Source organism: Arthrobacter sp. UNCCL28, assembly GCF_900102805.1.
Classification (GTDB): Bacteria; Actinomycetota; Actinomycetes; order Actinomycetales; family Micrococcaceae; genus Arthrobacter; species Arthrobacter nicotinovorans_A.
On sequence record NZ_FMWE01000002.1, the window covers coordinates 142,233 to 169,178 of the forward strand.

Sequence of the window (26,946 nt, forward strand, 5' to 3'; positions counted from 1 at the left end):
GCACCTCACATCTGCGTGCCCGTGGACGTCTACAAGATATGAGCATCCGGCACACCACCATGGATTCCCCGTTGGGACAGTTGACGTTGACTGCCAGCGGGGAATTCTTGACGGGCATTTTCTACGAGGGCCACTGGCATATGCCTCCTCCCGATTACTTCGGGGTCCCCACAGGGCTTGAAGATCCGGTTTTCGCCCATACCCGGCATGAACTTGGCGAGTATTTGGGTGGCCACCGCACTGTTTTCAATGTCCCGCTCCAGGCCCACGGAAATCCCTTCCAGGAGAAGGTCTGGGCGCGCCTCCAAGATATCCCCTTCGGCGAGACCGTCAGTTATGGCGGGTTGGCCGTTGAATTGGGGGATCCGCACTTGGCACAGGCCGTAGGTTCGGCTGTTGGCCGCAATCCCATCAGCATCATCATTCCGTGCCACCGCGTGGTGGGACGCAAGGGCCAATTGACCGGGTATGCGGGCGGTCTTCGGAACAAGCGCTACCTTCTTGAACTGGAAGAGCCTGCTGCAGTGAAAGAAGGAAAGCTCTTCTAATGGGTAAGAGGCAGGCGGTCAGCAAGAAGCCTTTTGAGACGGTAGTGGAGGAGCAGGGCGCCACCGTCCTGCGGGTATGCCGCGCGGTCCTGGGAGTGCACGACGCCGACGACGCCTGGTCTGATACCTTCCTTGCTGCCCTTCAGGCTTATCCGGGCCTTCCACAGGAGGCCAACGTGCAGGCTTGGCTGGTCACTATCGCCCACCGAAAATGCATTGACCATCTGCGCGCGGGCAACCGGCGTGCGGTCCCGGTGGATTCCCCGCCCGAACACCCTTCCCCCCTTGGCATTCCCGGAGCGGACCATGCCGAATTGTTGGACGCGGTGAACCACCTTCCACCCAAACAGCGGCAGGCAGTGGCGTATCACTACCTTGCCGGACTTCCCTATAAGGACATTGCCGCACTTTTGGGGGGTACTCCTGAGGCTGCACGGCGTGCTGGAGCGGACGGCGTCAAAGCCCTTCGCAATGCACTGGCTTCTCTACCGGCGTTGGTTGATGTGCCTGCGCTGGTGCATTCACTTCCAAAGGGAGAAATCCGATGACCCTTGACCCAACCACTGACCGCCTGGACGTGCTGTCCCTCCTGGAACCCCTCGATGCCGGGCTGGAGCCCGCACTTGAGAGCCTCCGCGCCCGCCTTGCCCGGGACGCCCAACTGACCCACACCTTGGATGTCGCCTACAGGGTAGTGGACTCACCTGTGGGAAAACTGCTGTTGGCTGCCACTGACCGGGGCATAGTCAGGGTGGCCTTTGATGTGGAAAACCATGCCGAGGTCCTGCAGCGCCTGTCCGAAACCATCAGCCCCCGCATTCTTCAAGCGCCGGCGCGGTTGGATGATGCTGCATGGCAACTCGAGGAGTACTTCAACGGCAGCCGGAAAGAGTTCGATCTCACGGTTGACTTCCGCCTGTCCCGTGGGTTCCGGCTCAGTGTGTTGCAGCACCTGCCCCGGATTGCCTACGGGCGCACCGAAAGCTATGCGCAGGTGGCGTCGGCTGCGGGAAGCCCCAACGCTGTGCGGGCCGTTGGAACCGCCTGTGCCACCAACCCGCTTCCCGTCATCATTCCGTGCCACCGGGTAGTGAAATCGGATGGCAGTTTTGGCGGCTACCTCGGCGGGCCGGAGGCGAAACGCGCCCTGCTGACCCTGGAGGCAGCAGCGTGAACGACGACGCCCTGTTCCCGTTGGAGTTGGTCCAGGCAGAAGCGCACGACGCCGGACCCCGGCTGATTGCCCCGGGCGCGGTTTATGTTCCCGGCTGGCTCACGGCCGAACAGCAGCGGTGGATTGTGGGTCGCTTCGGTGAATGGACGCAGGGCCCCGTGCCGTTGCGGGCCGCAACACTTCCGGGCGGCCGCAAGATGTCAGTACGAACCGTCTGCCTTGGGTGGCACTGGCAACCGTATAAGTACACGCGGGAAGCCACCGACGTCAACGGCCGCCCCGTGCTGGATTTCCCTGATTGGATGGTTCGTTTGGGGCGGAAAGCCGTTGCAGACGCCTATAAGTCCGGAATCGACGGTGAGGAAGGCCTGGAGGGTTTGGAATGCCTGGGTGCCGTCGCCGAGGGCTACACACCGGACGCCGCGCTGGTGAATTTCTACGACGACGGTGCTGCCATGGGTATGCATCAGGACAAGGACGAACACTCCGGGGCGCCTGTCGTGTCCCTCAGCATCGGCGAAGACTGCCTTTTCCGCTTCGGCAATACGGAGACCCGCACCAAGCCGTACAAGGATGTTCGCCTCCGCTCGGGAGACCTGTTCGTCTTCGGTGGGCCTTCCAGGTTTGCCTTTCATGGCATTCCCAAAGTCTTCCCCGGAACTGCTCCGAAGGATTGTGGCCTCACGCACGGCAGAATCAATATCACCATGAGGGTCACGGGGTTGTCCTAGAACCCTGAATGTCAGAGCCACACGGCAGAATATCTCCAATAGGCACAACAACTGGCCGGGGTTCCAGCAACCTCGGCCGCGGAGGAGCATGCATGAGTCCGGACAACGGCACCGTCATTGGTGAAGACGGGCTTGCACGGCCCCTGTGGGCTGCTTCAGACCCTCTTATGCAGGCTTACTACGATCACGAGTGGGGAATGCCTGTCCGGGATGAGCAGGGCATGTACGAGCGCATCAGTCTCGAGGCGTTCCAAGCGGGGCTTTCCTGGGCCACGATTCTCCGGAAACGGGAAGCATTCCGGGCGGCCTTCGTGGACTTCCACCCAGAGAGCGTTGCAGCCTTCACTGAAGAGGACGTTGAACGTCTCATGATGGACGCCGGCATTGTTCGGAACCGTCTCAAGATCCGTGCCGCCATCACCAATGCCAAAGCAACCATTGCACTGCGCGAAGAGGGCGGGCTGGTGGACTTTGTATGGTCTTTCCAACCTGAGACCACCCCGGCACCGCATACCTTTGCAGACATCCCCACCACTTCACCGGAGTCGATCGCGTTGTCCAAGGCACTCCGGAAGAAGGGCTTCGCGTTTGTTGGGCCCACCACCATGTACGCGCTCATGGAAGCAATCGGCATCATCGACACCCACCTCTTGGACAGTCATCGCCGTGGATCCTCAGGAGTGTGGGTCTAAGCTCGCGACTCGCCGAAAGCGTGAATCGGTGAAGGTATCCCTGGCTCTTATCCCCGGCGATTGTCCCTTGCTCTTGTCCACAGAAGTGCGCAACTTTATCCACAGGCGTGGATAAACTCTGTGGACATCCACACAAATGCCGCCGAGATCGCCGGATCGGCGCCAAATTTGCCCTCCTTGAGGGGTGGACGCAGTTATACCCAGTGTGTACGGCGCTGTGGATAGTGCTCCAAGCTTCACCCAAAGTTCAACACTGTGGGATTGCAGGTGTTGCTTGCGGAGCCGCCAAAGGACATCACGGAGTCACATAGCTTGGTTGGGGATCCATTAATTCCCCAGCGAAGGCCCCGAGGTCGGCGGCCGGTTCCAGGGGGCTCTCCCTGGGTTACCCACTTAATAACAACCGCCTACCCACAAGTTATCCACAGATGGGGAAAACTTGTGGGTTTCACGACGCAGATCCGCGCCATGACGGACCGTAGGGGCCTTCCAGCCATGTGAACTACACGTGTGTAAGTTATTAACAGTGTTGATAAGCCTGTTGATAGAAAGCGCTCCGGGGAGTGATTAACAGGGTTGTCCACAGTTGTTGGTATCGAGCCCCATTTGTCCACATTTCTGCACCCGACGGGGACAAAGTTATCCACAGGTGTGGAGAAATTCATGCCATTCGGGGGATATCTACGGATCTGGCGGCTCTTGAAGAGGGTTTTGGACCTAACTACACGCTTGTAAGTTACGCACAGTGTGGATAACAGCTGTGGATAACCAACAACTACGGCCCCCCCTTGCACCGGGTTGGGGGCCGGGCCGCCACATGCGGGCCACCCGGCGGCGTACCGTGGTCCCATGAAGAGCGACTTCAAGAAACTGGTCACCACCTACAGCGCCAAGCACGGGATATTCGCCGTGGTTACAGTCCCCAAACTGCAATTCCTGATGATTGACGGCCATGGTGATCCCAACAGCTCCCAGGCATACAAGGACGCTCTGCTCACGCTCTATCCGGTGGCCTACAAGCTCAAGTTCTTCAGCAAAGAGCAGCTGGGGCGGGATTATGCTGTGATGCCGTTGGAAGCCCTGTGGTGGGCCGATGACATGGAGTCCTTCACCTCGGCCAGGGACAAGTCCCAGTGGGACTGGACGTTGATGATCATGGTCCCTGACTGGCTCGGACCGGATCATTTTGCAGCTGCACGCGAGGCCGTTGCCGGGAAGGGGGAGGCCGTCGCGTGGGACGCTCTCCGCTTGGAGCACCTTGAGGAAGGCATGAGTGTGCAAACACTTCATATAGGGCCCTACGACGACGAAGCTCCGGTCCTTCAGGAGATGCATGGAAGCTTCATTCCCGGGCAGTCATTGGCCATGACAGGCAAGCACCACGAGATCTACCTCAGTGATCCCCGCCGTACGGCTCCCGAAAAGCTCAAGACGATACTGCGGCAGCCGGTCAGGCCGGCTGAAAGCTAAGAGGGCAGCAGCCGGAAACGACTTCCCGTCGGGCCCGACCCCGTCGCCGGGTGCTGCTAAGCAGCCAGCGCGGTCAAGTCAGTTGGCGCGGTCAAGACAAGCCGACCCTGACCCATCAGCCGGCGCAGTTAGCCAAAGCGAGCGGCTAGTCAGCCGGAGGTGACGCGGAACCACGTGGCCACAGCCAACAGGCCAGCCACCAAAACGAGGCCACCGGCTTGGAGGAGGCCCCGGTTCTTGCCCTGAGGGGCATAGGCAATCACTGCGGCAGCGAGGCCGCCTGTGATCAGACCGCCCAGGTGCGCCTGCCAGGCAATGCTGGGAACAAAGAAGCCGATGGCACCATTGATGGCAATCAGGACCCAGAGTTGTTTGGTTTCGCCGCCCCGGTGTCGTTGGACCACCAGCATGGCGCCGAAGAGGCCAAAGATGGCCCCCGAAGCACCCACGACGCCCACCACGGGCCGGTCGGGAGTCAACAAAAGGAAGCCCACTGATCCGCCGATCGCGGACAGCAGGTACACGGCAAGGAATCGGATCCGCCCGAGCAAGGGCTCAAGGGCCTGTCCGAAGATCCACAGCGTGTACATGTTCAGGACAATGTGGAGCAGGAATCCCTGGGAATGCAGGAATGCGGCGGTGAGCATGCGCCAAGGCTCAGTATCGGCAAAAACGTTGGCAAAGGCGAAGTTTTGGAACACTGCCTCGCCGGGCACAAGCCACTGAAGGACAAAGACCAACAGGCACAGGCCGATGATCGTGTACGTCACCAAAGGCTTGCCCACGGCCAGGGCGCCGCCGTACGGGGACCGGTAGACCGGCGTCGAACGTTTTTGTTCGTTGATGCAATCAACGCATTGGAACCCGACGGCGGCCGCCCGCTGGCACTCGGGGCATGCAGGGCGCCCGCAGCGCTGGCACCGCACATAGGAGGGCCTGTCCGGGTGCCTGGGGCACACCGGAATATCAGCGGACGGCTCTGCCGACGGGATTCCGTAACTCATGAGCTCAGGTTCAGGGTGTGACTAGAGCTGTTCGATGTCGATGCTGTTGATGACGACGTCCTCGACGGGGCGGTCGCCCATGCCGGTACGGACGGCTTCAATGGAATCCACAACCTTGCGGGATTCCTCATCGGTGACCTCACCGAAGATGCTGTGCTTGCCGAACAGCCAGTCGGTGTTCACGGTGGTGATGAAGAACTGTGACCCGTTGGTGCCCTTGCCCATCTGGATGCCGGCGTTGGCCATGGCCAGCTTGTAGGGGGCGTTGAAGGTCAGCTCGGGGTGGATCTCGTCGTCGAACTGGTAGCCCGGTCCGCCAACGCCGCGACCCAGGGGATCGCCGCCCTGGATCATGAAGTCCTTGATGATGCGGTGGAAGATGGTGCCGTCGTACAGCGGCGTTCCGGTCTTGTCTTCGCCGGTCTCGGGGTGGTTCCAGGACTTTTCGCCCGTGGCCAAGCCAATGAAGTTGGCGACCGTCTTGGGCGCGTGGTTGCCGAAGAGGTCAACCTTGATGTCGCCGAGGGTCGTGTGGATCGTTGCTTTTGCGGTTGCGATGGTCATGGCCCCATTCTTCCATGCAGGGTCAACGCCGGTGCAGTTGTAAAGCCGGTTCTGCGCTCGGTGAAATCCGGGACGAATCCGGCAGATGAATAGCCGGTGTTCGCCAAGCGACGTAGGCTAGCAACAAACGAGCATGTGTATCGGGAGGTAGTTGTGAAGAAATCAGACCGTATTGCCCGCGACCTCGAACAATCCGTTGTGGCCGGTGTAGACAACGCCCGCGACTGGGCGGCACCCCGTGTGGAAGCCGCTGTCAACTGGGCTGTTCCGCGTATCCAGCACGGCATTGATACCGCTTCCCCCAAGATCCAAGAGGGGCTGAAGTCCGCGGCGCACAACCTCGCCGACGGCGTTGCTGTTGTTACGCCGCGGATTCAGGATGGATTGGCGCACCTTGCGCCGAAGATCCATGACGTAGTGGAGGACGCAACGCCCAGGATCCAGGAGACGCTCAACAAAGCCACTCCGGCCCTCGGCATCGCCCGGGACAAAGTAGTGGACGAGTACCTGCCCAAGCTGTCCGAGCAATTGGGCCAGGCTTCGGTAGCCGTTCACCACGCTTTGGAGAATGCACCGGCACAAGTTGATGCCGTGGCGCAGAAACTGGTCGATTCCGGCGTTGTACACAGTGTCCAGGAGCAGGCCCAGGCTACAGGCAAGCACATCAAGGCTGTTACGGATCGGGCCGGCAAGGCAGTTTCCACCGCTTTGGTGAAGGAGCAGCCCAAGCCGAAGAAGCGCGGTTGGCTGATCGTGACCGTCATTGCTGCGGCCGCTGCCGCCGGTGTTGCGGCCTGGAAGGCTTCCAAGCCTGTGGAAGACCCGTGGAAGACGCCTTCCCCGGTCACGCCGACGCCCGCTCCGATTCCTGCTGCCCCGGCAGCTGCTTCGGCAGCGGATGATGCCCCGGCATCAGCAACGGCCGCCGCGTCCACTGGGTCCGGCACCGCCGACATCACCCCTGAGGAAGCCGCGGCTGAGGCAGAGCAGGCCACCAAGGATGCCTTCAAGAACGTTGAGGACTCCTCTGCGAAGGTGGCAACCGACGCCAAGACTGCCGTGAAGAACATTGCGGCCAGCTTGCACAAGGACTCTGAAGGCTCGGACTCCGATGCCAAAGGTGCACAGAACTAAGCACTGACATGAGGCCTTGAGCAGGCCAATACGTCAACAAACTGAAGGGATCCCGGTCATGGCCGGGATCCCTTCAGTGTTTGCCGGCTTGTAACCAAAGCCTCCGCGGGTGGCGCGGCCCCGGGTGTTAGATTTGGAGTGATGTCAGCCGATAGACCCTCTGCGGGTGCCCAACAGGATGGTCCGGTGCCCCCGGGCGTGTCCATCGTCATCCCGGCGTATAACGAAGAAAGCGTCATTCGCCAGTGTCTCATCGCGGCCATTTACCAGTCCGTTCCTGCTGACGAGATCATCGTGGTGGACAACCTCTCCACGGACCGGACCGCACGTATCGTGCGCCAGATGCAGCAGGAATATCCCGAGAGCCCCATTATCCTCCTGCGCCAGGAAGCCTTTCAGGGGCTGATTCCCACCCGCAACCATGGGCTGAACAACGCCACAAGCGAGGTGGTGGGACGTATCGACGCGGATTCCGTCCTGGAGCCGGATTGGGTTGAACAGGTCCAAAAAGCGTTCATGGACCAGTCGGTCGCTGCCGCAACGGGTCCTGTTGTCTATTACGACATGCCCATGCGCCGCTTCGGCCTCAAGGCGGACGACAAGATGCGCCAACTCATGCTGCGCCTGGCCAAGCACCAGTACCATTTCCTCTTCGGTTCCAACATGGCTCTTCGACGTTCAGCTTGGGAGACCATCCGCGACGAAGCGTGCCTGGACCCCAAGGATGAGATGCACGAGGATATCGATCTCTCCTTGCACCTCTTCGAGCACGACCTCAAGGTGCAGTATGTGCCACAGATGGTTTCCGGAATGTCCGCCCGCCGGTTGGAGGATTCACCCCGCGATTACCGCTACTACGTGCAGCGCTTCGACAGGACCTACAAGGCCCACAACGTCAAGAAGATGGCACTCAAAGCACCCATGGTGGTGTTCTTTTCGGTATATTTCCCGGCCAAGATACTCCGCGCCATCCACACTTCCAACGCCGCGCAGGGCGCCCGCCGCGGTGGCCTTTAGCGGTACAGCGACAAAGCGCGCGCGCCCGACGGCGGATCCTCAGTCAGTGCCCAACCCGGCTTCGCGTTGGTCTGCTTCAGCCCGGCCCCGCCGCTGCCCGGCGACAACTACAGCCAGGCCAACCAGGATCAGCGCCAGTCCTGCATAGGTCCCGGCAGGCAAGGTCTCAGCAAGGAAGATGGCTGCAAGGATCGCAGCGCCCGGAATCTCCAGCAGGATGATCATGGACACCAGCAGCGGACTCATTGTGGCCAGCAAGTGGTTGAAGGCCGTGTGTCCTACCAACTGCGCGCAAACGGTGATGGCGATAATGCCAAGCCAGCCTCCGGCGTCGAACCCTGTCAGTGGCTGGGCGCTGAACAAAGCCATCACTGCCACGATCGCCGCGCACATGCCGTAGCAGAGCGTGGTGTAGGTACCGGTTCCCATGGATTGGCGGGCCTTTCCTCCCGCCAGCGTGTAGAGGCCGGCCAGTGCTCCGCCTGCCAGGGCCAAGAGGTCACCCAGCAGTGCTTCAGGGGATGAGCCCATGTCGAATCCCGTGATGGCCACGACTCCGCCGAAAGCGATGCCCAGGCCAACCAATACCGGCCATCGGTGCCGCGTTCCCCGGAACAACTGGAACACCGCGATCCATGCCGATTGCAAGCACACCAAGGCCGTAGCGGCAGCCACCGACGTCAACTGGAGGGCGGTAATGAAGCAGGCGAAGTGGAAGGCCAGTGCGACGGCAGCAACAGTGGACCAGCCAAATTCCCGCCGGGTGATCCTGCTGAACGCTTTCGGCTCGCGGATAGCCACCGGAGCTGCCATGACGACGGCACCAATCGCGTTCCGCCAGAAAGCGATCGCCAAGGCCGTCACTGAAGTAGCTCCCAGGGTGCCCGCGATGAGCGGTCCGGAAGAGGCGACACCCAGGACACCCAGGGCGGCAATGAGAAGGGTCACGGATCAACACTAGTGGGGCGCGGGTGCGTTCCAGACCCTATCTGATGCTCCAACAGTGTGATTGTCTTGACTCAACATTCCAGTGAGCCGGTAACGGCGTACCCAAGGGGTTATCTGATTGAACACCGCACCCGCCGGCTCCGGCACCAAGCGCCGGCGGTCTCTTCTGCTGCTGGTGGCAGGGTTGCTCGCAGCTGCCCTGGTTGCCGCCGGCTGGTTCGCTGTTTCACGTGAGCGTCCCGATGGTCCAGGCGGAGCCGAAGTCAGTACAGGTGTTCCAAGCATCTTCCCGGTACCTCAGCATGCCCGGTTGGGGAATGGGGCCCCGGTCCCCATCACCGGGCACGTGTACGTTGTGGCACCGGCCGGAACGGACCAGGCCTCGACTGCCGCCGTCCGGGACCTCGTTGCTGCCTCAGGAGGAACCGCGGAGGTTGTGACAACCCTTCCGTCCCCACAGGAAGGGTCATCGGCCATCCATCTGGGCACTGAGTCCGCGGTGGGCCCGGTCCTCAAAGCCTTGCAAGTGGACGGCGACTCCTCAGTCCGTGATGCCCTTGGACGCGCTGAAGGCTATTCGATCGCGACCGGACAGTCCGACGGGATTCCGACGGCGGTTCTCGCCGGACGCGACGACGACGGCGTTTTCCACGCCGTCCAGACCCTCCGGCAGGTGCTTAAGGACGGCGCTGTGGCCCCGGTCCAAGTAAGTGACTGGCCGCTGATGGAAACACGTGGTGTGATCGAGGGCTTCTACGGAACGCCTTGGTCCCACGAAGCCCGTTTGGATGTCATTGAATTTGCGGGCAGCCAGAAAATGAACACCTACATCTATTCGCCCAAAGACGATCCCCTGCTCCGGGACAAATGGCGTGAGCTGTACTCGGACAGGGAGCTCAGCGAGCTGCGGGAATTGATAGACGCCGCGGCCGCCAACCATGTCCGGTTCAGCTACGCTCTCTCGCCGGGGATTGACGTTTGCTATTCGCGTGAAGCGGACCTTGAAGATGCCGTGGCAAAGCTTGAATCCCTGTATTCGCTGGGGGTGCGCTCGTTCGTGATTCCCTTGGACGACATCGCCACCAAGGTCCAATGCGCGGAGGACCTCCGGGAATTCGGCGCCGGACAAGTGAACCTGGCGAAAGCGCAGGCATCGTTCGTCAATGACGTCAATGCCAAGTTCATCTCCGGCAAAGCAGGTGTCCTGCCGCTCGAAACGGTCCCCACCTTCTACAACGGATCCGGAAGCACTCCGTACAAGAAGGAACTTGGCCGCGCACTGAACCCCGAAATTGTGGTGCAGTGGACGGGAGAAGACGTGGTCTCCCACCGGATCAGCACGAAATCGGCGGAAACTGCGGGCGATACCTACGGGTCACCCGGCAAACCGCGGAGCCTGGTCATCTGGGACAACTATCCGGTTAATGACTTCTCCCAGGACCATCTCTTCCTGGCGCCCGTGATTGGCCGGGACGCCGACCTTCACCGAACCATCAAGGGAATCGTCACCAACCCGATGATCCAGCCCTACCTCTCCCTGCCGGCAATCTTCAACTACGCAGATCTCTCCTGGAATGGGCCTGCGTACAAGCCCGGGCCATCCATGGATGCCGCGCTGTCCTTGCTCGCAGGCCCAGACCCCGAAGTGCGGGCAGCCGTACGGGCTTTCGTGGACCTGAACCAGGACTGGCAGGACGACGAACTCACACCTTCAGCACCGGAGCTTCGCCGGGATATCGACCAGTTCTGGTCGGAGTACGACGCCGGCAAGTCACCATCGGCGGCACTGAGGGACCGTGCTGGGCTGCTTCAAAAGCTTCCCACGCTCCTGCCACGCATGGCCGAGCCCGGTTTCGCGCAGGATGGCACTGCATGGATTGCAGCGGCGTCGGAGTACGGGCGGGGTGTGGAAGAGGCGATCACCATGCTGGAGGCAGCCAAGCGTGGGGATACGCAAGCCGCTACTGCGGCCCGGTCCGCCGTGGAGGGTGCCCTGAAGACAGCCGGAGCCAAGACACAGCCCACCTTGGAACTCGGCGTTGTGACCCCCGTCCTGGGCAACGCCGAGCTCGCGGCTTTCCTTGAGCGCGCCCTGCAGCGGGTTGCGGCAGCCTGAACGGTTGATTGCTGGGCGCTGGTTGCTGAGCGCCTGTTGCGGGACAGCTAGGATCCTGCGGACTGCGGGACAGCTGGTTGCGGGACAGCGGGACAGCGGGTTGCGGGACTGCAGGTTGCGGGACTGCAGGTTGCGGGACTGCAGGACAGCTGGGTCCTGCGAACTGCGGGACAGCTGGGTCCTGCGGACTGCGGGACAGCTGGGTCCTGCGGACTCTAGCCCCTACCCGGTCGCGGACCACTCCCCGGGGTTCTCTGCCCTGCCGAATAATCAACGGGCCCGATCTTCTGGTTAAGAGCACCCGGTCTTCTGGTTAAGAGCACCCGGTCTTCTGGTTAAAAGCAAAAGTCCCGGTCATTTCTGACCGGGACTTTTCTTATGGTGGAGGCACGGGGACTCGAACCCCGAACCCCCTGCTTGCAAAGCAGGTGCGCTACCAATTGCGCCATGCCCCCATAAGAAGCAACCCGTCAATCATACCCCATGTCCAGGCTGGTAATTACCAGTTCGGACCGGGCCCTTCGGCTAGTCGACCGTGTCGGTTGACTTGCTCCAGACATCTTTCCGGGCCTCGGATTCCTGCGCCTTTTTATAGACCAGGACACCTGCGACTGCCGCTGCTACAACTACCAGCAACTTCTTCACAAGTACCTCATTCCGGTTCAGTTTTACCTGAACCTCTTTCGGTTCCGTGGGCGTACCAGGACTTGAACCTGGGACCTCTTCGTTATCAGCGAAGCGCTCTAACCGCCTGAGCTATACGCCCCGATGCCTCATCGGGCCGAGATATGACTGTACAGCACATCCCGGCCCGATCTCAAATCGAGGCATTTCCGAGAGGGAATTCCGCCTAAAAAGGCGGAATTCCGCGGATTTTTCTTAGTCGTCGGTCAGGGTGACGCCGACGCCACCAACCAACGTTGCGGAAATGTTATAGAGAACGGCGGAAAGCATGGACAGTGCCGTCAGCAGGACCACGTTCACCACGGCAATAATCGTGGCAAAGGACGCTACCTGGCCCAGCGAAGCGATCTTCTTCAGTTCGAATCCACTGCCTTCGGATCCGGCCAGGGTGCCAAGAAGGCTGTCCACCTGGTTGAAGATGCCTGTGAGATCCAGCACTGTCCACAGAACGATGGCTGCCACTACGGTGACGATGCCCAGTGCAACGGACAGGAGGAATGCCATCTTCAGCACGGACCAAGGATCCACCTTGCTGACCAGCAGGCGTGCGCGGCGAACCTTTGCCTTGGGGGCAGGCTTCACCAGGCCGGGAGCACCCTGTGCGGGGCGCTGACCCGACTGGGCGGGACGTTGTCCGGGCTGCGCCGGGCGCTGTCCGGGAGCACCCTGGGCGGGACGCTGACCCGACTGGGCCGGCCGCTGGCCAGGAGCACCGGTTGGACGCTGCCCGGAGCCGGTCCCGGTTGCGGGTCGTGCGCCTGCGGCATCGGATCCGGAAGCCCCGGATCCGGGACGCTGCTGGGGCCGCGCAGGCGTTCCTGCCTGGGCGCTGCCTGAGGGCTGCCGGAGTCCGCCGGGGACACCTGTGCTCGGCTTGGGATATGAGTCGGAATTACTCACTCGTTACCTCCGGTGTTGTCTTCGTTCAGCTCCGCGCCCGTTTCAGTTTCCGGGTCTGCGTCGTTTTCCGTTTCGGCCGTCACGGTCGCCTCAGAGGCGCCGTCGTTTGCAGCCAACGTTACGTCATCGTCGAGTCCGTCTTCTGACTCTTCGACTTCCAGGCCGCGTTCGCTGTTGCGCGCAACCTCAATAATGCGGTCATTCTTGTCCGGCTTGGCGAAGATGACGCCCATGGTGTCACGGCCCTTGGCCGGCACGCCGGTTACCGCCGAACGGACCACCTTGCCGCCCTCCATGACCACCAGGACTTCGTCTTCTTCCTGCACGATCAACGCGCCCACGAGGTCACCGCGGTCTTCAGCAAGCTTGGCAACCTTGATCCCCAACCCGCCACGTCCCTGCAAACGGTATTCGTCCACAGCGGTCCGTTTGGCGTAACCGCCCTCAGTCACGATGAAGACGAAGGAACCGTCCTGGACGACATCCGCGGCAAGCAGTTCGTCGTCTTCACGGAACTTCATGCCGGTCACACCGGACGTAGCGCGGCCCATGGGGCGCAGTGCGTCATCGGTGGCTGTGAAGCGGATGGACTGGCCCTTGCGCGAGACCAGCAGGAGGTCGTCGGTCTCGCTGACCAACTGGGCGGAGACCAATTCGTCCTCATCGCGCAGGTTGATGGCGATAACGCCGGCTGTGCGGTTGGTGTCGTAGTCCTCAAGCCTTGTTTTCTTGACCAGGCCATTCTTGGTGGCAAGCACCAGGTATGGAGCCTGCTGGTAGTCCCGCAGGTCCAGGACCTGGGCGATGTGCTCGTCCGGCTGGAAGGCCAGCAGATTGGCAACGTGCTGGCCCTTGGCATCGCGTCCCGCCTCAGCGAGCTCGTATGCCTTGGCACGGTAGACGCGCCCCAGATTGGTGAAGAACAACAACCAGTGGTGGGTGGTCGTGACAAAGAAGTGCTCCACGACGTCGTCGCCACGCAACTGGGCACCCTTGATGCCCTTGCCGCCGCGCTGCTGGGAACGGTAGTTGTCGCTGCGCGTGCGCTTGACGTAGCCGCCACGCGTAATGGTGACAACCATTTCCTCTTCGGGGATCAGGTCTTCCATGGACATGTCGCCGTCGAAACCCATCAGGATGTGGGTGCGTCGGTCATCGCCGTGCTTGGCGACAATCTCTGCAAGTTCCTCACTGATGATCTGGCGCTGCCGCTCTTCGGAAGCCAGGATCGCGTTGTATTCCTGGATCATCGCTTCGAGCTCGGAGTGGCGGTCCTGGATCTTCTGGCGTTCCAGGGCGGCCAAACGACGCAGCTGCATGTCCAGAATGGCCCGGGCCTGGAGCTCGTCAATCTCCAGAAGCTCCATGAGGCCTTCACGCGCAGCCTCTGTGGTGTTGGAGGCACGGATGAGCGCAATGACTTCATCCAGCATGTCCAGGGCCTTGAGGAGCGCGCGCAGGATGTGCGCTTCTTCCTCGGCCTTGCGCAGGCGGTACCGGGTACGGCGGGCAATGACGTCCATCTGGTGCGCAACCCAGTGCCGGATGAAGGCATCAAGGCTCAAGGTGCGCGGAACGCCGTCGACAATTGCCAGCATGTTCGCCGAGAAGTTGTCCTGCAACTGCGTGTGCTTGTAAAGGTTGTTCAGGACCACCTTGCCAACGGCATCGCGCTTGAGCACAATCACCAGTCGCTGGCCGGTACGGCCCGAGGTTTCATCACGAAGGTCCGCGATGCCTGAAATCTTGCCGTCCTTGACCAGTTCGGCAATCTTGATGGCCAGGTTGTCCGGGTTTGCCTGGTACGGAAGCTCTGTCACCACCAGGCAGGTACGGCCTTGGAGTTCCTCGACGTTGACCACGGCACGCATGGTGATGGATCCACGGCCGGTGCGGTAAGCGTCCTCGATGCCCTTATGGCCCAGGATGGTGGCGCCGGTGGGGAAATCCGGGCCCTTGATGCGCAACAGCAGCGCTTCAAGGAGCTCTTCGCGCGTGGCCGTGGGGTTCTCAAGTGCCCACTGGACACCCTCGGCGACCTCGCGAAGGTTGTGCGGCGGAATGTTGGTGGCCATGCCGACGGCGATGCCGGAGGAGCCGTTGACCAGCAAGTTGGGGAAACGCGCCGGCAGGATGGTGGGTTCCTGGTTCTTGCCGTCGTAGTTGTCCTGGAAGTCGACGGTTTCCTCGTCGATGTCCCGGACCATCTCCATGGCCAGCTGCGCCATTTTGGTTTCGGTGTAACGCGGAGCAGCAGCGCCGTCGTTGCCGGGCGAACCGAAGTTGCCCTGGCCAAGAGCCAGCGGGTACCGCATGGTCCAGTCCTGGATCAGGCGCACCAAAGCGTCGTAGATCGCCATGTCACCGTGCGGGTGGTACGTACCCATGACATCGCCCACCACGCGGGCACACTTGTTGAACGAGCGGTCCGGACGGTATCCGCCGTCGAACATCGCGTAGAGAACGCGGCGGTGCACCGGCTTCAGGCCGTCCCGGACATCCGGAAGGGCGCGGCCCACGATGACGGCCATGGCGTAGTCCAGGTAGGACCGCTGCATTTCGGTCTGCAGGTCCACCTGCTCGACGCGGTCGGTCAGCACATCACCCTCAAGAACTACATCCTCGGCGTCGTTCGATTCCGCCGGGACTTCGGGAGTTTCGTCACTCATAATCTAAGGTTTCCGTTTCAGGTATATGTCAGTTCTGGAATATTCAAAGCCCTTTGCGGAGCCCTAGATATCGAGGAACCTGACGTCCTTGGCGTTCTGCTGGATGAAGTTTCGGCGCGACTCAACGTCTTCGCCCATCAGGACGGAGAAGGTCTGGTCTGCAGCCAAGGCATCATCCATGGTGACCTGCAGCAGCGTCCGGCGATCCGGATCCATGGTGGTGTCCCATAGCTCGGTGTAGTCCATCTCGCCCAGACCCTTGTAGCGCTGGATGCCGTTGTCCTTGGGGAGTCGCTTGTTCATCGCGGCACCCTTGCGGATGGTTTCATCACGTTCGCGGTCGCTGTAGACGTAATCGTGGGCAGCGTTGGACCATTTGATCCTGTAGAGCGGCGGCTGGGCCAGGTAGACGTAGCCGTTCTCGATCAGTGGGCGCATGTAGCGGAACAACAGTGTCATCAAGAGGGTGGTGATGTGCTGGCCATCAACGTCAGCATCGGCCATCAGCACGATCTTGTGATACCGGAGCTTGGCTATATCGAAGTCCTCGCCAATACCCGTGCCGAATGCCGTGATCATGGACTGGACTTCCGCGTTCCCCAGAGCCTTGTCCAAGCGGGCACGTTCCACGTTCAGGATCTTGCCGCGCAGGGGCAGGATGGCCTGGGTTTCGGGGTTGCGGCCACGCTTGGCCGAGCCACCGGCGGAGTCACCCTCCACGAGGTAGACCTCGCATCGCGAAGGATCCTTGGACGAGCAGTCGGAGAGCTTGCCGGGCATGCCGAAGGATTCCAACGGGCTCTTACGGCGGGCGTTATCGCGTGCCTTGCGGGCAGCCATGCGTGCCTGGGCAGCCGAAATTGCTTTGCGGATGACATCGCGGGCAGGGCCGGGGTTACGTTCCAGCCAGTCACCCAGCTGATCCGTGACGACGCGCTGGACAAATCCCTTGACCTCGGAGTTACCCAGCTTGGTCTTCGTCTGGCCTTCGAACTGCGGCTCGGAAAGCTTGACGGAAATAACAGCCGTCAGGCCTTCACGAATGTCATCACCGGTAAGGTTGTCTTCCTTTTCCTTGATGATGCTCTTCTCGCGCGCATAGCGGTTGATCAGGGAGGTCATCGCGGCGCGGAAGCCTTCTTCGTGCGTTCCACCCTCATGCGTGTTGATGGTGTTCGCGTAGGTGTGGACGCTTTCCGAGTACGCAGTGGTCCACTGCATGGCAACCTCGACGGCGATGTGCCGCTCGGTGTCTTCGGTTTCGAAAGCGATGACGTCCTCGTGGACGATCTCCACCTTCTTGTTCGAGTTCAGGTGCTTGACGTAGTCCAACAGGCCATCCGGGTACTGATACACCACGGTCCTGTGTTCGGCGGCTACTTCACCTTCAGTGGCCACGGCATCCAGGTCGAGGTCGCCATCGCCATCGCGGGAAGCGGGACGCTCATCGGTCAGCGTGATCCGCAGGCCCTTGTTGAGGAAGGCCATCTGCTGGAAGCGGGCACGGAGGGTTTCGAAATCGAACTCGGTGGACTCGAAAATGGTGCCGTCCGGGTAGAACGTCTGGGACGTTCCGGTGACGTCTGTTTCTTCTCCCTTGACCAGCTCGCCCTGGGGCTTGCCGCCGTCGGCGAAGGTCATCCGCCATACGTGGCCCTGCCGGCGGACTTCCGTGTCCACACGGCGGGACAAAGCGTTCACCACGGAGATACCCACACCGTGGAGGCCGCCGGAGACTGCGTAACCGCCGCCACCGAACTTGCCGCCTGCGTGGAGGATGGTCATGACCACTTCAACCGTCGGCTTGCCTTCGGTGGGGTGGATGTCCACGGGGATGCCGCGCCCATCGTCAACAACTCGCACGCCACCATCGGCACGGAGCGTGACCTCAATGTGGCTGCAGTAGCCGGCAAGCGCCTCATCAACAGAGTTGTCCACCACTTCATAGACCAGGTGGTGCAAGCCGCGAGGGCCGGTGGATCCGATATACATGCCGGGGCGTTTGCGCACCGCTTCGAGGCCCTCCAGCACGGTGATGTCGCTGGCACCGTACTCCCTGGGCGCCACCTCAGGCGTGTCAGGCTTGGGAACAGTCTCCTCTTCGGGCTCTACTGCCAAGGTCTCTGCATTGTCGTTAGCCACAGGCGCTTTCGACTCCTCTGTACTCGATGTCGGCCGTTCCCGGTGGTGTCCACGGCGAACCGCAGCCGTCAACGGGCACGTGACTGATTGCGCCGACTAGTCGGACGTAGGGGGTACCCTGCCACAAGAGTGGATCCAGGAACCCCAACGACGTTTCACCGGCGCTCAGTGATCTACACCAATTCTATCGTGGAAACGCACAAATCCTTGCAAATACGGGGGCAGCCCAGAGCTGAATATGGCCGTGGGAGGCCGCTGGCCCTATCTGCAATGGCCCTGCGGTGGTCCCGATGGGGGCCTATACGACTCCGGGGCGTTGAATCGCCCTGCACGCCGTTCAGCCGTAAGTGTCCCGCGGTCCGCGACCGTTCACGCTGCGCCCGCCCTTTCGCCAACTCGGAGCCGAAGGACCCAGCACTTGAATGCTGGTCACTACGCCTTCGCCCAGTTCGTTGCGGAACATCTCCAAAAGACTGCTGCTCAGCAGACGAAGCTGCGTAGCCCAGGCCGTGGAATCGCAGCGAACATGGAGCGTTGTGTCCGTGAAGCTCTCCGGCGTGCAGTGGGCGGAAATGTCCGGTCCAACCAAGGTTTCCCATTCGGCCATGACGGATCCCACGGCCACAGGCGACGTCCACCCCCGCTCGGCCACCAGGCGTCCCACCACATTGCCAAGGCCCAACGGATCACGGCCGCTTCCATGAAATTGCGCAAAACCCCTGGTGTCCCGGATGCCCTTCCGCTTAGGGGCCGATCCGGGCCTGGGCGCGCGCTGCCGGACTTCACCGCGGGCGGCCGCGGCCTCCCGCATCCGGTTCAGCGCCGCCTGGGCGGCGTCGATTTCGTCCGGATCGCGGCCGGGTTGAAGTCCGTCGCGGCTATCCTTCGCCATCGATGCCTCCCGGAACAACGGTTACGCGCCGTCCGGCCAGCTCCTCAGGGATATCGGCGTCGACGGCGGCAGTCACCAGTACTTGCTCGGCACCGGCGACTATTGCAGCCAGTTTACGCCGGCGCTGTACATCAAGTTCGGCAAACACATCGTCCAGGATCAGGATCGGAGCGGTACCCCCGGTGCGCGCGTCATCGAGCATCACATAATAGGAAGCCAGGCGCAGGGACAAGCACATGGACCACGTCTCGCCATGGGACGCGTAGCCCTTGGCCGGAGCTTGGCCCAACACCAGTTCCAGTTCATCGCGGTGCGGACCCACCAGGGAGATGCCGCGTTCCAGTTCCTTTTTCCGCGATGCTGCGAATGCCTGGATGTAGCGTTCGGTGAGTTCGTCAATGGACAGCAGCCGGAGGTCATCAACCGACGCAGAAGGTTCCGTACCAGGATCGGCGGGACCGCCGTCGTCGTCCAGTACGCCCTGGATGGTCGAGCGGTAAACCGCACCGGCCTCTTTGGAACCATCAGTGAGCTGCGCGTAGGCGCTGTTCAGGTGCGGACGTAAACGTTCCACCAGTTCCAGCCTGGCATGGAGCAGTTCGGCCCCGGCCCGGGCCATGTGCTGGTCCCAGACGTCCAAGGTTGCCTCATGGCCGGCCGTGAACTTACCCGCACGGGCAGATTTCAGGAGGGCATTGCGTTGTTTCAGGACGCGATCGTAGTCGCTTCGCGTAGCAGCATGCCGTGGAACCAGGCTGACCAGCAGCTCATCCAGGAAACGGCGGCGGTTCGAGGGATCGCCCTTGACCAGAGCCAAATCCTCCGGCGCGAACAACACCGTGTGGCAGATCCCCAGAATGTCCCTGGCACGCACCGGATTTCCGCGGTTGATACGGCCCCGATTTGCTCGCCCGGCATTGATTTCCAGCTCGAGCATCGTGGATTGTTCTCCACGAACGAGCCTGGCCCGGATCATTGCGCGCTCAGCACCGAAGCGCAGCAGCGGTGCGTCCGTGCTGACCCGGTGGGAGCTCAGGGTCGCCAGGTATCCGATTGCTTCCATCAGGTTGGTTTTGCCAATTCCGTTGGAACCAACCAGGACAGTCACACCAGGGCCGAGTTTGAGGTCGACTTGTGCGTAACTGCGGAAGTCCGTCAGCGAAAGATGTTCGAGGTACACGCCGTTTGCAGGACTCCTGCGGCCTAGTTGGCCGGACGGGTGGCGTGTCCGCCGAACTGGTGGCGCAGGGCAGAGACCATCTTCATGGCAGGAGAGTTGTCCTCGCGGGAAGCGAACCGGGCGAAAAGCGCCGCAGTGATGGCCGGCGCCGGGACTGCGTTGGCGATTGCTTCCTCAACAGTCCACCGGCCCTCGCCGGAATCTTCAACGTAGTCGTCAATCGAAGCCAGGCCCGGGTCTTCGTCAAGTGCCTTGACCATGAGGTCCAGCAGCCAGGAGCGGACCACAGTTCCTTTTTGCCAAGCCCGGAAAGTACCCGGAAGATCCTTCACGATGTCCTTGGCCGCCAGCAGTTCATAGCCTTCGGCGTAGGCCTGCATCAGGCCGTATTCGATGCCGTTGTGGACCATCTTCGCGTAATGGCCGGCACCCACGCCGCCAACGTGGACGAAGCTGTCGGCACGTTCGCCTTCAGGACGGAGGGCATCAAAAACCGGCATTGCCAGTTCGATGTCTTCATCTGCGCCGCCTGCCATCAGGCCGTAACCATTCTCGAGGCCCCAAACGCCACCGGAGACACCGCAATCGGCAAAGCGGATGCCTTTTTCGGCAAGGGCAGCTGCGTGCTTCTGGTCCTCGGTGAAACGTGAGTTGCCGCCGTCGATGACCAGGTCGCCGGGGCTGAGCTTCTCGCCAAGTTCGCTGACCACGGCATCGGTGATCGCACCTGAGGGAACCATGACCCACACCAGCCGGGGGCTGGGAAGCGCGGCGATGAGTTCATCCACGGAAGCAACATCGGTGACGTCCGGATTGCGGTCGAAACCAGTAACTTCGACTCCACCGTTCCGCATGCGCTGCCGCATGTTGAAACCCATTTTTCCGAGGCCGATCAGACCGATGTGCACAGTGTGAGCTCTTTTCTGCGAAGGTGGCGGGTACGTTTCGGTTAGTTGGGGAGGCGGACCGGCATGACGAGGTAGCGGTAATCGTCCTGGTCTTCTCCGTCAGCCTCAGCCTGGGCCGTAATCATGGCCGGCTTGGGAGCCGTGGTGAAGGAGAAGCGCACGTACTTGGTCTCGATAACGCTCAAGCCTTCAACAAGGTAGTGAGGATTGAAGGCAACAGTGATGTCTTCGCCGGAAAGTTGGGCCTCGAGTTCTTCGGACGCCTGGGCGTCCTCGCCGGTGCCGGCGTCGAGGTTCAGCAAGCCTTGGGTGAAGGCCAAACGCACGGGAGTGTTCCGCTCTGCGACGAGGGACACGCGGCGAACGGCCTCAACGAGTTCCTGGGTCTGGACTGTTGCGTGGATGGGCGTGGAATCCGGGAACAGTGAACGGATCTTGGGGTAATCACCATCCACCAGGAGTGAGGTGGTGGTGCGTCCGCCGCTTTCAAAACCAATGAGCCGGCTGTCGTCATCCGCCAAGGCCAGGTTGATGTCACCGCTGCCACCAAGGGTCTTGGCAACCTCGTTCAGCGTCTTGGACTTGACGAGGGCGCTTGTGGAAATTCCTGGTGTGACCGGCTTCCAGGGAACTTCGCGCATGGCGAGGCGGTAGCGGTCGGTGGCAAGGAGGGTGATGAGGTCATCCTCGATCTCCATGCGCACACCGGTGAGGATCGGGAGGGTGTCATCCTTGCTGGCCGCAATGATTACCTGGGAAACAGCCTGGGCAAACGCATCGCCGGGCAGCGTTCCACTGATGGTGGGCAGTGCCGGGAGTGCGGGGTATTCACCCTCAGGCATGGTGGCCAAGTGGAAGCTGCTTCGGCGGCAGGTCAATGTCACCTTGCTGCCATCGGTCTCCACTTCCACGGGAGCTGAAGGAAGGCTGCGGCAAATATCAGCCAGCAAGCGCCCGGACACCAGGATGGTTCCCTCGACAGCGATGTCAGCAGGAATTTCCAAGCGTGCCGAGGTCTCGTAGTCAAAGCTCGAGAGACTGACTGTTCCTGCCTCAGCTTTGAGGAGGAGGCCGGAAAGTACCGGTACGGGCGGCCGCGGAGACAACGACCGCGCGGTCCACGTAACGGCTTCTGCCAGGACGTCGCGGTCGACTCTGAACTTCACGGAGGGGTGCCGCCTTTCATTGCTGCTGCCATGTAGTACCTGCGGATTCCTGCTTGGAATCCGCTAAAACTTCGCAATCCGGCACCGGAACCTGCATGGTCCGCACTGAGCGAACTACAAACAGACCCAAGGATGGGAGCGCTGCTGACAGCTTAGCCGGAACATCCGCGATTAACCCATCCCCGCTTGGCCGGACCCCTCGTATGTGGACAGCCGGAAGCCGGCCTTGGGACCTCTGGTTGGTCTGCTTCCGCCGGGGCGGTGAGGTGGCAGAACGAGATTGTTATTTGAGGGATTTCAATTTTTTGGGATTCGTAGTGTTAACAACTGCTGTGGAAACTGTGGATAACCCGATCCCACCGCGTCGTTCCGCGGTTAAGCCCTGTTCACGGATTGTGCGTTAACTGGGTTTTAAACAGGGTGTGGATGGGGACAACTCTCAGGGCGGTTTTTAACGATCCACAGGCGCCTTAAGGGTTTTAAGCCCATTAACCGAGCTTGTCCCCTTAAGTATCCACAGGCTTATCCACATGCACCTGTTAATAAGGTATGTAGTGGCGCCTACGTTGTGGATGTCAGGAGTCGCGCTGCTGCTGTTTGATGCGGTTGGTGAGCTCAGTGACCTGGTTGTAAATCACACGACGCTCAGCCATCAGCTCGCGGATCTTGCGGTCAGCATGGATGACGGTGGTGTGATCGCGTCCACCAAGTTCCTGGCCGATCTTCGGCAGGGACATGTCAGTCAGCTCGCGGCACAGGTACATCGCGATCTGCCGGGCGGTCACCAACGTGCGGGTGCGGGACTTGCTGCAGAGCTCTTCCATGCTGAGCTTGAAGTAGTCCGCTGTCTGGTCCAGGATCTGCTTCGCGGTGATCTCCTGGGCTCCGTCATCAGTGATCAGGTCCTTGAGCACCATTTCCGCCAGGGCCACATCCACCGGCTGGCGGTTGAGGCTGGCGAAGGCCGTGACCCGGATGAGGGCACCTTCAAGTTCGCGGATGTTGCTGGAGATCTTGGACGCGATGTACTCCAAGGCGTCATCCGGTGCGGACAGGCCTTCGCTGAGGCCCTTTTTGCGGAGGATCGCAATGCGGGTCTCAAGCTCAGGGGGCTGGATGTCCGTCAGCAGGCCCCATTCGAAACGGGACGTCATGCGGTCCTCGAAGCCGGCGAGCATCTTGGGTGGCTGGTCCGAGGTGATGACAACCTGCTTGTTGGCATTGTGCAGGGCGTTGAACGTGTGGAAGAACTCCTCCTGGGTCCGGTCCTTGCCCGCCAGGAACTGGATGTCATCGATCAGCAGCACATCGACATTCCGGTACGTGGTCTTGAAGCTGGTGCCTTCGTCATCACGGATGGAGTTGATGAAGTCGTTGGTGAATTCCTCGGAGTTCACGTAGCGGACACGGATCCCGCTGTAGAGCCGGCGGGCATAATGACCGATCGCGTGCAGCAGGTGGGTCTTGCCCAGGCCGGAGTCGCCGTAGATGAACAACGGGTTGTACGCCTTGGCCGGCGCTTCGGCGACGGCGACGGCGGCCGCGTGCGCAAAGCGGTTGGAAGAGCCGATCACAAAGGTGTCGAAAATGTACTTGGGATTGAGCCGGCCAAACTCATGCGAGGTGCTGGGCGGAGTGGGCTGTGGCTTCGGCTCAGCGAAGTCGGACACAGCGGAAAGCTCGACGACGGGCTCCGGCTCTGCATGGACGGGCACCAGATCGGTGTCCACATCGATCGCGCAGCGGATGTCGTCGGAGAAGACGCTGCGGAGTGCATCGTCCAAGGCGTCCTTGACCTGGGTCTGCAGGACTTCGCGGGTGAGTTCGTTGGGAACGGCCACCAAGAGTGTGGAACCAATGAGTCCCTGCGCCTGGGCGAGGATGACGAAACCGCGCTGACGGGGTGAAACCCGGTCGTCCTGTTCCATGAGGCTCAGCACCCTGCGCCAGGAACTTCCGACAGTGTTGGCGTGGTTGGCTTCGTCTACTGTCATCAATCAGTTCCTAAATTCTTGCTTGCCGGCGTTGCTGGCAGCCGAAGTCTCTCCGGCCGCTCTGTTCTGGGCGATAATCCACAGAGTTATACACAGCGGGTGGACATTGGGCTACTGAGCCACTCTAGGGGATGGAAACGCTAGAAGATAGCTGGGAAGTTGCCTGTGGATAATTACACCGTTGTTGTTCTTCGAAACGGTCTGTGAGCCACTTCATCCACAGGCTGGGAACATGGGTTGGGCACAGCTGTGGATAGCTCCGCGGCAGGCTCCCGGTTTGACTGTGGGTGCCTTTTTGCCCTAACGTTGTGAAGTCCTTTGTGTCCGCTTTTGAGATCAGTTGTAACCCCGTACGTTCACCGTACGGAAGGCAACGGCGGCAGGCACATACAAAACTTAGCGTCGGCCAGTTCTTCCCCTTTTTTGATCGGGTGGGCGCACCTTTGATCCACTGGAGTAACTAACGTGAGCAAGCGGACTTTTCAGCCGAATAACCGCCGTCGGGCCAAGAAGCACGGCTTCCGCCTTCGTATGCGCACCCGTGCCGGCCGCGCCATCCTGGCTGCCCGTCGCGGCAAGGGCCGCGTCGAACTGTCGGCGTAAACAACTGACTTGTCGGTCAGGGTCTTTTTGCGGGTTCGACGGTGCTAGCCACCCCTAACCGTCTGCGGACGTCTACCGACTTTTCAACAACTGTACGTTCCGGCGTCCGCAATGGACGCCGGAACTTAGTGTTATATACGGCCTCTATCGGGGCCGGGGAGCCGAGTCGAATCGGTTTCATTGTCTCCAAAGCCGTCGGGAACGCTGTGACCAGGAACCTCGTTAAGAGGAGACTGAGAGAAGCAGGCGCACTTTCCTTGCACACGCATGGAACCGGCCTGGCGGTGGTGGTCCGGGCATTGCCCGCAGCTGCATCTGCCAGCTGGGAGCAACTGCTCTCCGACTACAACGCCGCGCTGGCTGTGACGACGAAGCGATTGGGTGGCTCAGCTCCACGCAATGCTTCGACCGAACACCACGGCACCACAACGGAAGGGACACCGCGTGCATGACATAAGCACCGCCGTCGTTCCTTCCTCAAGCGACCCCTCCGGCAAGGTTCCGCATCGGAGCCTTCCGGCGGCGGTAGGCATGTTCCTGTGGGAGCTGCCCCGCAACATCCTCATTCTTTTGCTGAAGACGTACCGCAAGGTCATCTCGCCCCTGTACGGCCAGGTTTGCCGGTTCTTTCCCTCATGCTCCGCGTACGCGCTGGAAGCAGTAACGGTGCATGGCGCCGTGAAGGGCAGCTGGCTCGCAGCCAAGAGGCTCGCCAAATGCCATCCTTGGAACGCCGGCGGAGTGGACCACGTCCCCGCCGGTCATCGTCACTGGCCTGAAGGCCGGACGCCCACAATTGTTGTACTGAACAATCCGGACCAGTTCCTGGCTGCTCAGGCTGATGAAGAAGGCCGCACAGCGGCCTAACGAATAGGGATATCGTATGGACTTCTTTGAAACAATCATGTTTCCGTTCAAGTGGCTGGTGTCAATCATCATGGTTGGCTTCCACGAGGGACTGAGCTTCATTGGCCTGCCCGCCGCGAACGGCTGGACGTGGACTTTGTCCATTATCGGCCTCGTGCTGGTGATCCGTGCCGCCTTGATTCCCGTCTTCGTCAAGCAGATCAAAGCGCAGCGCGGCATGCAGCTGCTGCAGCCGGACCTGAAGAAACTTCAGACCAAGTACAAGGGCAAGACCGATCAGCTGTCCCGCCAGGCCATGGCGCAGGAACAGATGGCGCTGTACAAGAAGCACGGGACCAACCCGTTCTCGGCATGTTTGCCGATGCTGATCCAGATGCCGTTCTTCTTCGCGCTGTTCCAGGTGTTGTCGGGTATCTCGAACGCAAAGAATGCCGGCAATGGCATCGGTGCGATGAGCGCTCAGCAGGTAGTGGAGTTCGATGAATCGAGCATCTTCGGTGCGCCGCTGTCGTCTGCGCTGCTCCACGGTGGTGCCGGAAACATCTCGGTAGTAGTTCTTTCCATCGTGATGATCGTTGCCATGACGGCTTCGCAGTTCATTACGCAGAAGCAGATCATGGCCAAGAACATGTCCGAAGAGGCCATGGCCAGCCCGTTCATGCGCCAGCAGAAGATGATGCTCTACATCCTGCCGCTCGTTTTCGGTATCGGTGGCATCAACTTCCCGATCGGTGTCCTGATCTACTGGACCACCACCAACTTGTGGACCATGGGCCAGCAGTTCTTCGTCATTCGCCGTATGCCCACCCCGGGTTCCCCTGCCGCCAAGGCACTGGAAGAGCGCCGCGCCGCCAAGGGCCTCCCGCCGCTCCTGGGTGGAAAGAAGCCCGCCGACGCCGCCGCGGAAGCCGAAGCTGCAGCAGCTGCAGCCGCCGAGATCCGTGCACAGCGCGTCCAGCCACAACGTAAGAACAGGAAGAAGAAGTAATGTCTGCCGAGAGCACTGAAGAAGTTATCGCCGCTGTGACTGAAGACCAGGACGAAACGCAGGAAGAGACGCAGTCCAAGACGGCCAGCCGTCTCGAGGAGGAAGGCGATATCGCCGCCGACTACCTCGAGGAACTCCTGGATATTGCCGATATCGACGGCGACATCGACATTGAGGTCCGCAACGGACGCACCTACATCTCCATCGGCGCCGATGAAGAATCTGCAGCGTTGGATAGCCTGGTGGGCCGTGACGGTGAAGTGTTGGAGGCTCTGCAAGAGCTGGCTCGCCTCTCCGTACTCTCTGCGACGGAGAACCGTTCACGCCTCGTCCTGGACATCAACGGATACCGCAAGGAACGTGCCGGCGTTCTGCAGAAGATCGCCGAAGACGCCGTAGCCAAGGTCAAGTCCGACGGCGGTACCGTCGCCCTTGAACCGATGAGTGCTTACGAGCGCAAGATCGTTCACGACGCCGTTGCTGACCTTGGGTTCGTTTCCGAGTCCGAAGGCGAAGGCGCAGGCCGTCACATCGTCGTTTCGGCTGACTAGCAGC

26 protein-coding genes and 2 tRNA genes are annotated in these 26,946 nt (G+C 61.0%); 14 read left to right on the plus strand and 14 right to left on the minus strand.

From position 1 onward, the window contains the following. The first annotated feature begins 38 nt into the window (after positions 1-38). The 6 genes from BLQ01_RS05320 to BLQ01_RS05345 all read left to right on the plus strand — a co-directional run bounded on the left by BLQ01_RS05320 (position 39) and on the right by BLQ01_RS05345 (position 4,615). Entirely contained in the window at positions 39-548 is a 510-nt protein-coding gene (locus BLQ01_RS05320; RefSeq protein ID WP_091550500.1) for a methylated-DNA--[protein]-cysteine S-methyltransferase, read from the plus strand. Then, positions 548-1,096, plus strand: coding sequence for an RNA polymerase sigma factor (locus BLQ01_RS05325; RefSeq protein WP_026540997.1), 549 nt, complete (start codon positions 548-550; stop codon positions 1,094-1,096). The genes BLQ01_RS05320 and BLQ01_RS05325 overlap by 1 nt, the downstream gene beginning before the upstream one ends. Beyond that, on the plus strand, positions 1,093-1,722 hold the full coding sequence (locus tag BLQ01_RS05330) for a methylated-DNA--[protein]-cysteine S-methyltransferase (RefSeq protein ID WP_091550502.1): 630 nt from the start codon (positions 1,093-1,095) through the stop codon (positions 1,720-1,722). Before BLQ01_RS05325 ends, BLQ01_RS05330 begins: the two co-directional genes overlap by 4 nt. Beyond that, positions 1,719-2,453 (plus strand): alpha-ketoglutarate-dependent dioxygenase AlkB family protein, encoded by a 735-nt coding sequence (locus BLQ01_RS05335; RefSeq protein WP_091550504.1) that lies wholly within the window; start codon positions 1,719-1,721, stop codon positions 2,451-2,453. Before BLQ01_RS05330 ends, BLQ01_RS05335 begins: the two co-directional genes overlap by 4 nt. Before the next feature lie 92 nt (positions 2,454-2,545). Beyond that, positions 2,546-3,145, plus strand: a complete 600-nt coding sequence (locus tag BLQ01_RS05340) for a DNA-3-methyladenine glycosylase I (RefSeq protein WP_026547261.1) — start codon at positions 2,546-2,548, stop codon at positions 3,143-3,145. 849 nt (positions 3,146-3,994) lie between these two features. Further along, positions 3,995-4,615, plus strand: coding sequence for a GyrI-like domain-containing protein (locus tag BLQ01_RS05345; RefSeq protein ID WP_091550506.1), 621 nt, complete (start codon positions 3,995-3,997; stop codon positions 4,613-4,615). Between the two features lie 149 nt (positions 4,616-4,764). On the opposite strand, the gene BLQ01_RS05350 is transcribed toward BLQ01_RS05345, so the two are convergent. Continuing rightward, the gene (locus BLQ01_RS05350) at positions 4,765-5,619 is read right to left on the minus strand and encodes a rhomboid family intramembrane serine protease (protein ID WP_091550508.1); all 855 of its coding nucleotides are present in this window, start codon (positions 5,617-5,619) and stop codon (positions 4,765-4,767) included. A 21-nt stretch (positions 5,620-5,640) separates the two neighbouring features. Continuing rightward, entirely contained in the window at positions 5,641-6,183 is a 543-nt protein-coding gene (locus tag BLQ01_RS05355; protein WP_026541003.1) for a peptidylprolyl isomerase, read from the minus strand. A 153-nt stretch (positions 6,184-6,336) separates the two neighbouring features. Here BLQ01_RS05355 and BLQ01_RS05360 point away from each other — a divergent pair, with 153 nt between their 5' ends. Together BLQ01_RS05360 and BLQ01_RS05365 are read left to right on the plus strand one after the other, a co-directional pair. Next, positions 6,337-7,317 carry a hypothetical protein gene (locus BLQ01_RS05360; protein ID WP_091550510.1) on the plus strand — a complete coding sequence of 327 codons (981 nt, stop codon included), beginning with the start codon at positions 6,337-6,339 and terminating at the stop codon, positions 7,315-7,317. 141 nt (positions 7,318-7,458) lie between these two features. After that, entirely contained in the window at positions 7,459-8,334 is an 876-nt protein-coding gene (locus BLQ01_RS05365; protein WP_026541005.1) for a glycosyltransferase family 2 protein, read from the plus strand. 39 nt (positions 8,335-8,373) lie between these two features. Here BLQ01_RS05365 and BLQ01_RS05370 read toward each other — a convergent pair whose 3' ends face one another. Then, a complete protein-coding gene (locus BLQ01_RS05370; protein WP_091550512.1) occupies positions 8,374-9,282 on the minus strand; it encodes a DMT family transporter in 909 nt (302 codons plus the stop codon). A 118-nt stretch (positions 9,283-9,400) separates the two neighbouring features. Here BLQ01_RS05370 and BLQ01_RS05375 point away from each other — a divergent pair, with 118 nt between their 5' ends. Then, the gene (locus BLQ01_RS05375; RefSeq protein ID WP_091550514.1) at positions 9,401-11,398 is read left to right on the plus strand and encodes a glycoside hydrolase family 84 protein; all 1,998 of its coding nucleotides are present in this window, start codon (positions 9,401-9,403) and stop codon (positions 11,396-11,398) included. A gap of 379 nt (positions 11,399-11,777) precedes the next feature. On the opposite strand, the gene BLQ01_RS05380 is transcribed toward BLQ01_RS05375, so the two are convergent. From BLQ01_RS05380 to dnaA, 11 genes are all read right to left on the minus strand, one after another. Next, positions 11,778-11,853: transfer RNA gene (locus BLQ01_RS05380), tRNA-Ala, on the minus strand. A gap of 70 nt (positions 11,854-11,923) precedes the next feature. Beyond that, positions 11,924-12,043 carry a DLW-39 family protein gene (locus BLQ01_RS22520; RefSeq protein ID WP_209320078.1) on the minus strand — a complete coding sequence of 40 codons (120 nt, stop codon included), beginning with the start codon at positions 12,041-12,043 and terminating at the stop codon, positions 11,924-11,926. A 47-nt stretch (positions 12,044-12,090) separates the two neighbouring features. Further along, positions 12,091-12,164: transfer RNA gene (locus BLQ01_RS05385), tRNA-Ile, on the minus strand. A 113-nt stretch (positions 12,165-12,277) separates the two neighbouring features. After that, positions 12,278-12,982 (minus strand): DUF3566 domain-containing protein, encoded by a 705-nt coding sequence (locus tag BLQ01_RS05390; protein ID WP_026541007.1) that lies wholly within the window; start codon positions 12,980-12,982, stop codon positions 12,278-12,280. Then, positions 12,979-15,651 carry a DNA gyrase subunit A gene (gyrA, locus tag BLQ01_RS05395; RefSeq protein WP_139183440.1) on the minus strand — a complete coding sequence of 891 codons (2,673 nt, stop codon included), beginning with the start codon at positions 15,649-15,651 and terminating at the stop codon, positions 12,979-12,981. Before gyrA ends, BLQ01_RS05390 begins: the two co-directional genes overlap by 4 nt. Positions 15,652-15,714: 63 nt before the next feature. Next, complete coding sequence (gyrB, locus tag BLQ01_RS05400) at positions 15,715-17,793, minus strand: DNA topoisomerase (ATP-hydrolyzing) subunit B (RefSeq protein WP_026541009.1); 2,079 nt, start codon at positions 17,791-17,793, stop codon at positions 15,715-15,717. A 337-nt stretch (positions 17,794-18,130) separates the two neighbouring features. Next, positions 18,131-18,685, minus strand: coding sequence for a DciA family protein (locus tag BLQ01_RS05405; protein WP_026541010.1), 555 nt, complete (start codon positions 18,683-18,685; stop codon positions 18,131-18,133). Next, a complete protein-coding gene (recF, locus tag BLQ01_RS05410; protein WP_091550516.1) occupies positions 18,672-19,865 on the minus strand; it encodes a DNA replication/repair protein RecF in 1,194 nt (397 codons plus the stop codon). Before recF ends, BLQ01_RS05405 begins: the two co-directional genes overlap by 14 nt. Before the next feature lie 23 nt (positions 19,866-19,888). Next, a complete protein-coding gene (gene gnd, locus BLQ01_RS05415) occupies positions 19,889-20,773 on the minus strand; it encodes a phosphogluconate dehydrogenase (NAD(+)-dependent, decarboxylating) (protein WP_026541012.1) in 885 nt (294 codons plus the stop codon). A gap of 41 nt (positions 20,774-20,814) precedes the next feature. Next, positions 20,815-21,939 carry a DNA polymerase III subunit beta gene (gene dnaN / locus BLQ01_RS05420; protein ID WP_026541013.1) on the minus strand — a complete coding sequence of 375 codons (1,125 nt, stop codon included), beginning with the start codon at positions 21,937-21,939 and terminating at the stop codon, positions 20,815-20,817. Between the two features lie 575 nt (positions 21,940-22,514). Further along, entirely contained in the window at positions 22,515-23,933 is a 1,419-nt protein-coding gene (gene dnaA / locus BLQ01_RS05425) for a chromosomal replication initiator protein DnaA (protein WP_026541014.1), read from the minus strand. 465 nt (positions 23,934-24,398) lie between these two features. Between dnaA and rpmH the strand changes: the two genes are divergently transcribed. From rpmH to BLQ01_RS05450, 5 genes are read left to right on the plus strand one after another with little or no spacing between them, the layout of a single operon-like run. After that, positions 24,399-24,536: a 50S ribosomal protein L34 gene (rpmH, locus tag BLQ01_RS05430; RefSeq protein ID WP_011776797.1), complete on the plus strand. Its 138-nt coding sequence runs from the start codon at positions 24,399-24,401 to the stop codon at positions 24,534-24,536. Positions 24,537-24,577: 41 nt separating this feature from the next. Further along, positions 24,578-24,988 (plus strand): ribonuclease P protein component, encoded by a 411-nt coding sequence (gene rnpA / locus BLQ01_RS05435; protein WP_026541015.1) that lies wholly within the window; start codon positions 24,578-24,580, stop codon positions 24,986-24,988. After that, positions 24,918-25,403 carry a membrane protein insertion efficiency factor YidD gene (gene yidD / locus BLQ01_RS05440; RefSeq protein WP_026541016.1) on the plus strand — a complete coding sequence of 162 codons (486 nt, stop codon included), beginning with the start codon at positions 24,918-24,920 and terminating at the stop codon, positions 25,401-25,403. The genes rnpA and yidD overlap by 71 nt, the downstream gene beginning before the upstream one ends. 16 nt (positions 25,404-25,419) lie before the next feature. Next, entirely contained in the window at positions 25,420-26,391 is a 972-nt protein-coding gene (yidC, locus tag BLQ01_RS05445) for a membrane protein insertase YidC (protein WP_026541017.1), read from the plus strand. Further along, a complete protein-coding gene (locus BLQ01_RS05450) occupies positions 26,391-26,942 on the plus strand; it encodes a Jag family protein (protein ID WP_026541018.1) in 552 nt (183 codons plus the stop codon). The genes yidC and BLQ01_RS05450 overlap by 1 nt, the downstream gene beginning before the upstream one ends. The last annotated feature ends 4 nt before the right edge of the window (positions 26,943-26,946 follow it).

Bases quoted from the DNA above. Each gene is read 5' to 3' on its own strand.
- BLQ01_RS05345 (WP_091550506.1), top strand. From the start codon at position 3,995: ATGAAGAGCGACTTCAAGAAACTGGTCACCACCTACAGCGCCAAGCAC.
- gyrA (WP_139183440.1), bottom strand. From the start codon at position 15,651: ATGAGTGACGAAACTCCCGAAGTCCCGGCGGAATCGAACGACGCCGAG.
- BLQ01_RS05405 (WP_026541010.1), bottom strand. From the start codon at position 18,685: ATGGCGAAGGATAGCCGCGACGGACTTCAACCCGGCCGCGATCCGGAC.
- BLQ01_RS05450 (WP_026541018.1), top strand. From the start codon at position 26,391: ATGTCTGCCGAGAGCACTGAAGAAGTTATCGCCGCTGTGACTGAAGAC.
- yidC (WP_026541017.1), top strand. From the start codon at position 25,420: ATGGACTTCTTTGAAACAATCATGTTTCCGTTCAAGTGGCTGGTGTCA.
- BLQ01_RS05330 (WP_091550502.1), top strand. From the start codon at position 1,093: ATGACCCTTGACCCAACCACTGACCGCCTGGACGTGCTGTCCCTCCTG.
- BLQ01_RS05350 (WP_091550508.1), bottom strand. From the start codon at position 5,619: ATGAGTTACGGAATCCCGTCGGCAGAGCCGTCCGCTGATATTCCGGTG.
- BLQ01_RS05355 (WP_026541003.1), bottom strand. From the start codon at position 6,183: ATGACCATCGCAACCGCAAAAGCAACGATCCACACGACCCTCGGCGAC.
- BLQ01_RS05365 (WP_026541005.1), top strand. From the start codon at position 7,459: ATGTCAGCCGATAGACCCTCTGCGGGTGCCCAACAGGATGGTCCGGTG.
- BLQ01_RS05340 (WP_026547261.1), top strand. From the start codon at position 2,546: ATGAGTCCGGACAACGGCACCGTCATTGGTGAAGACGGGCTTGCACGG.
- BLQ01_RS05325 (WP_026540997.1), top strand. From the start codon at position 548: ATGGGTAAGAGGCAGGCGGTCAGCAAGAAGCCTTTTGAGACGGTAGTG.
- dnaA (WP_026541014.1), bottom strand. From the start codon at position 23,933: ATGACAGTAGACGAAGCCAACCACGCCAACACTGTCGGAAGTTCCTGG.
- BLQ01_RS05320 (WP_091550500.1), top strand. From the start codon at position 39: ATGAGCATCCGGCACACCACCATGGATTCCCCGTTGGGACAGTTGACG.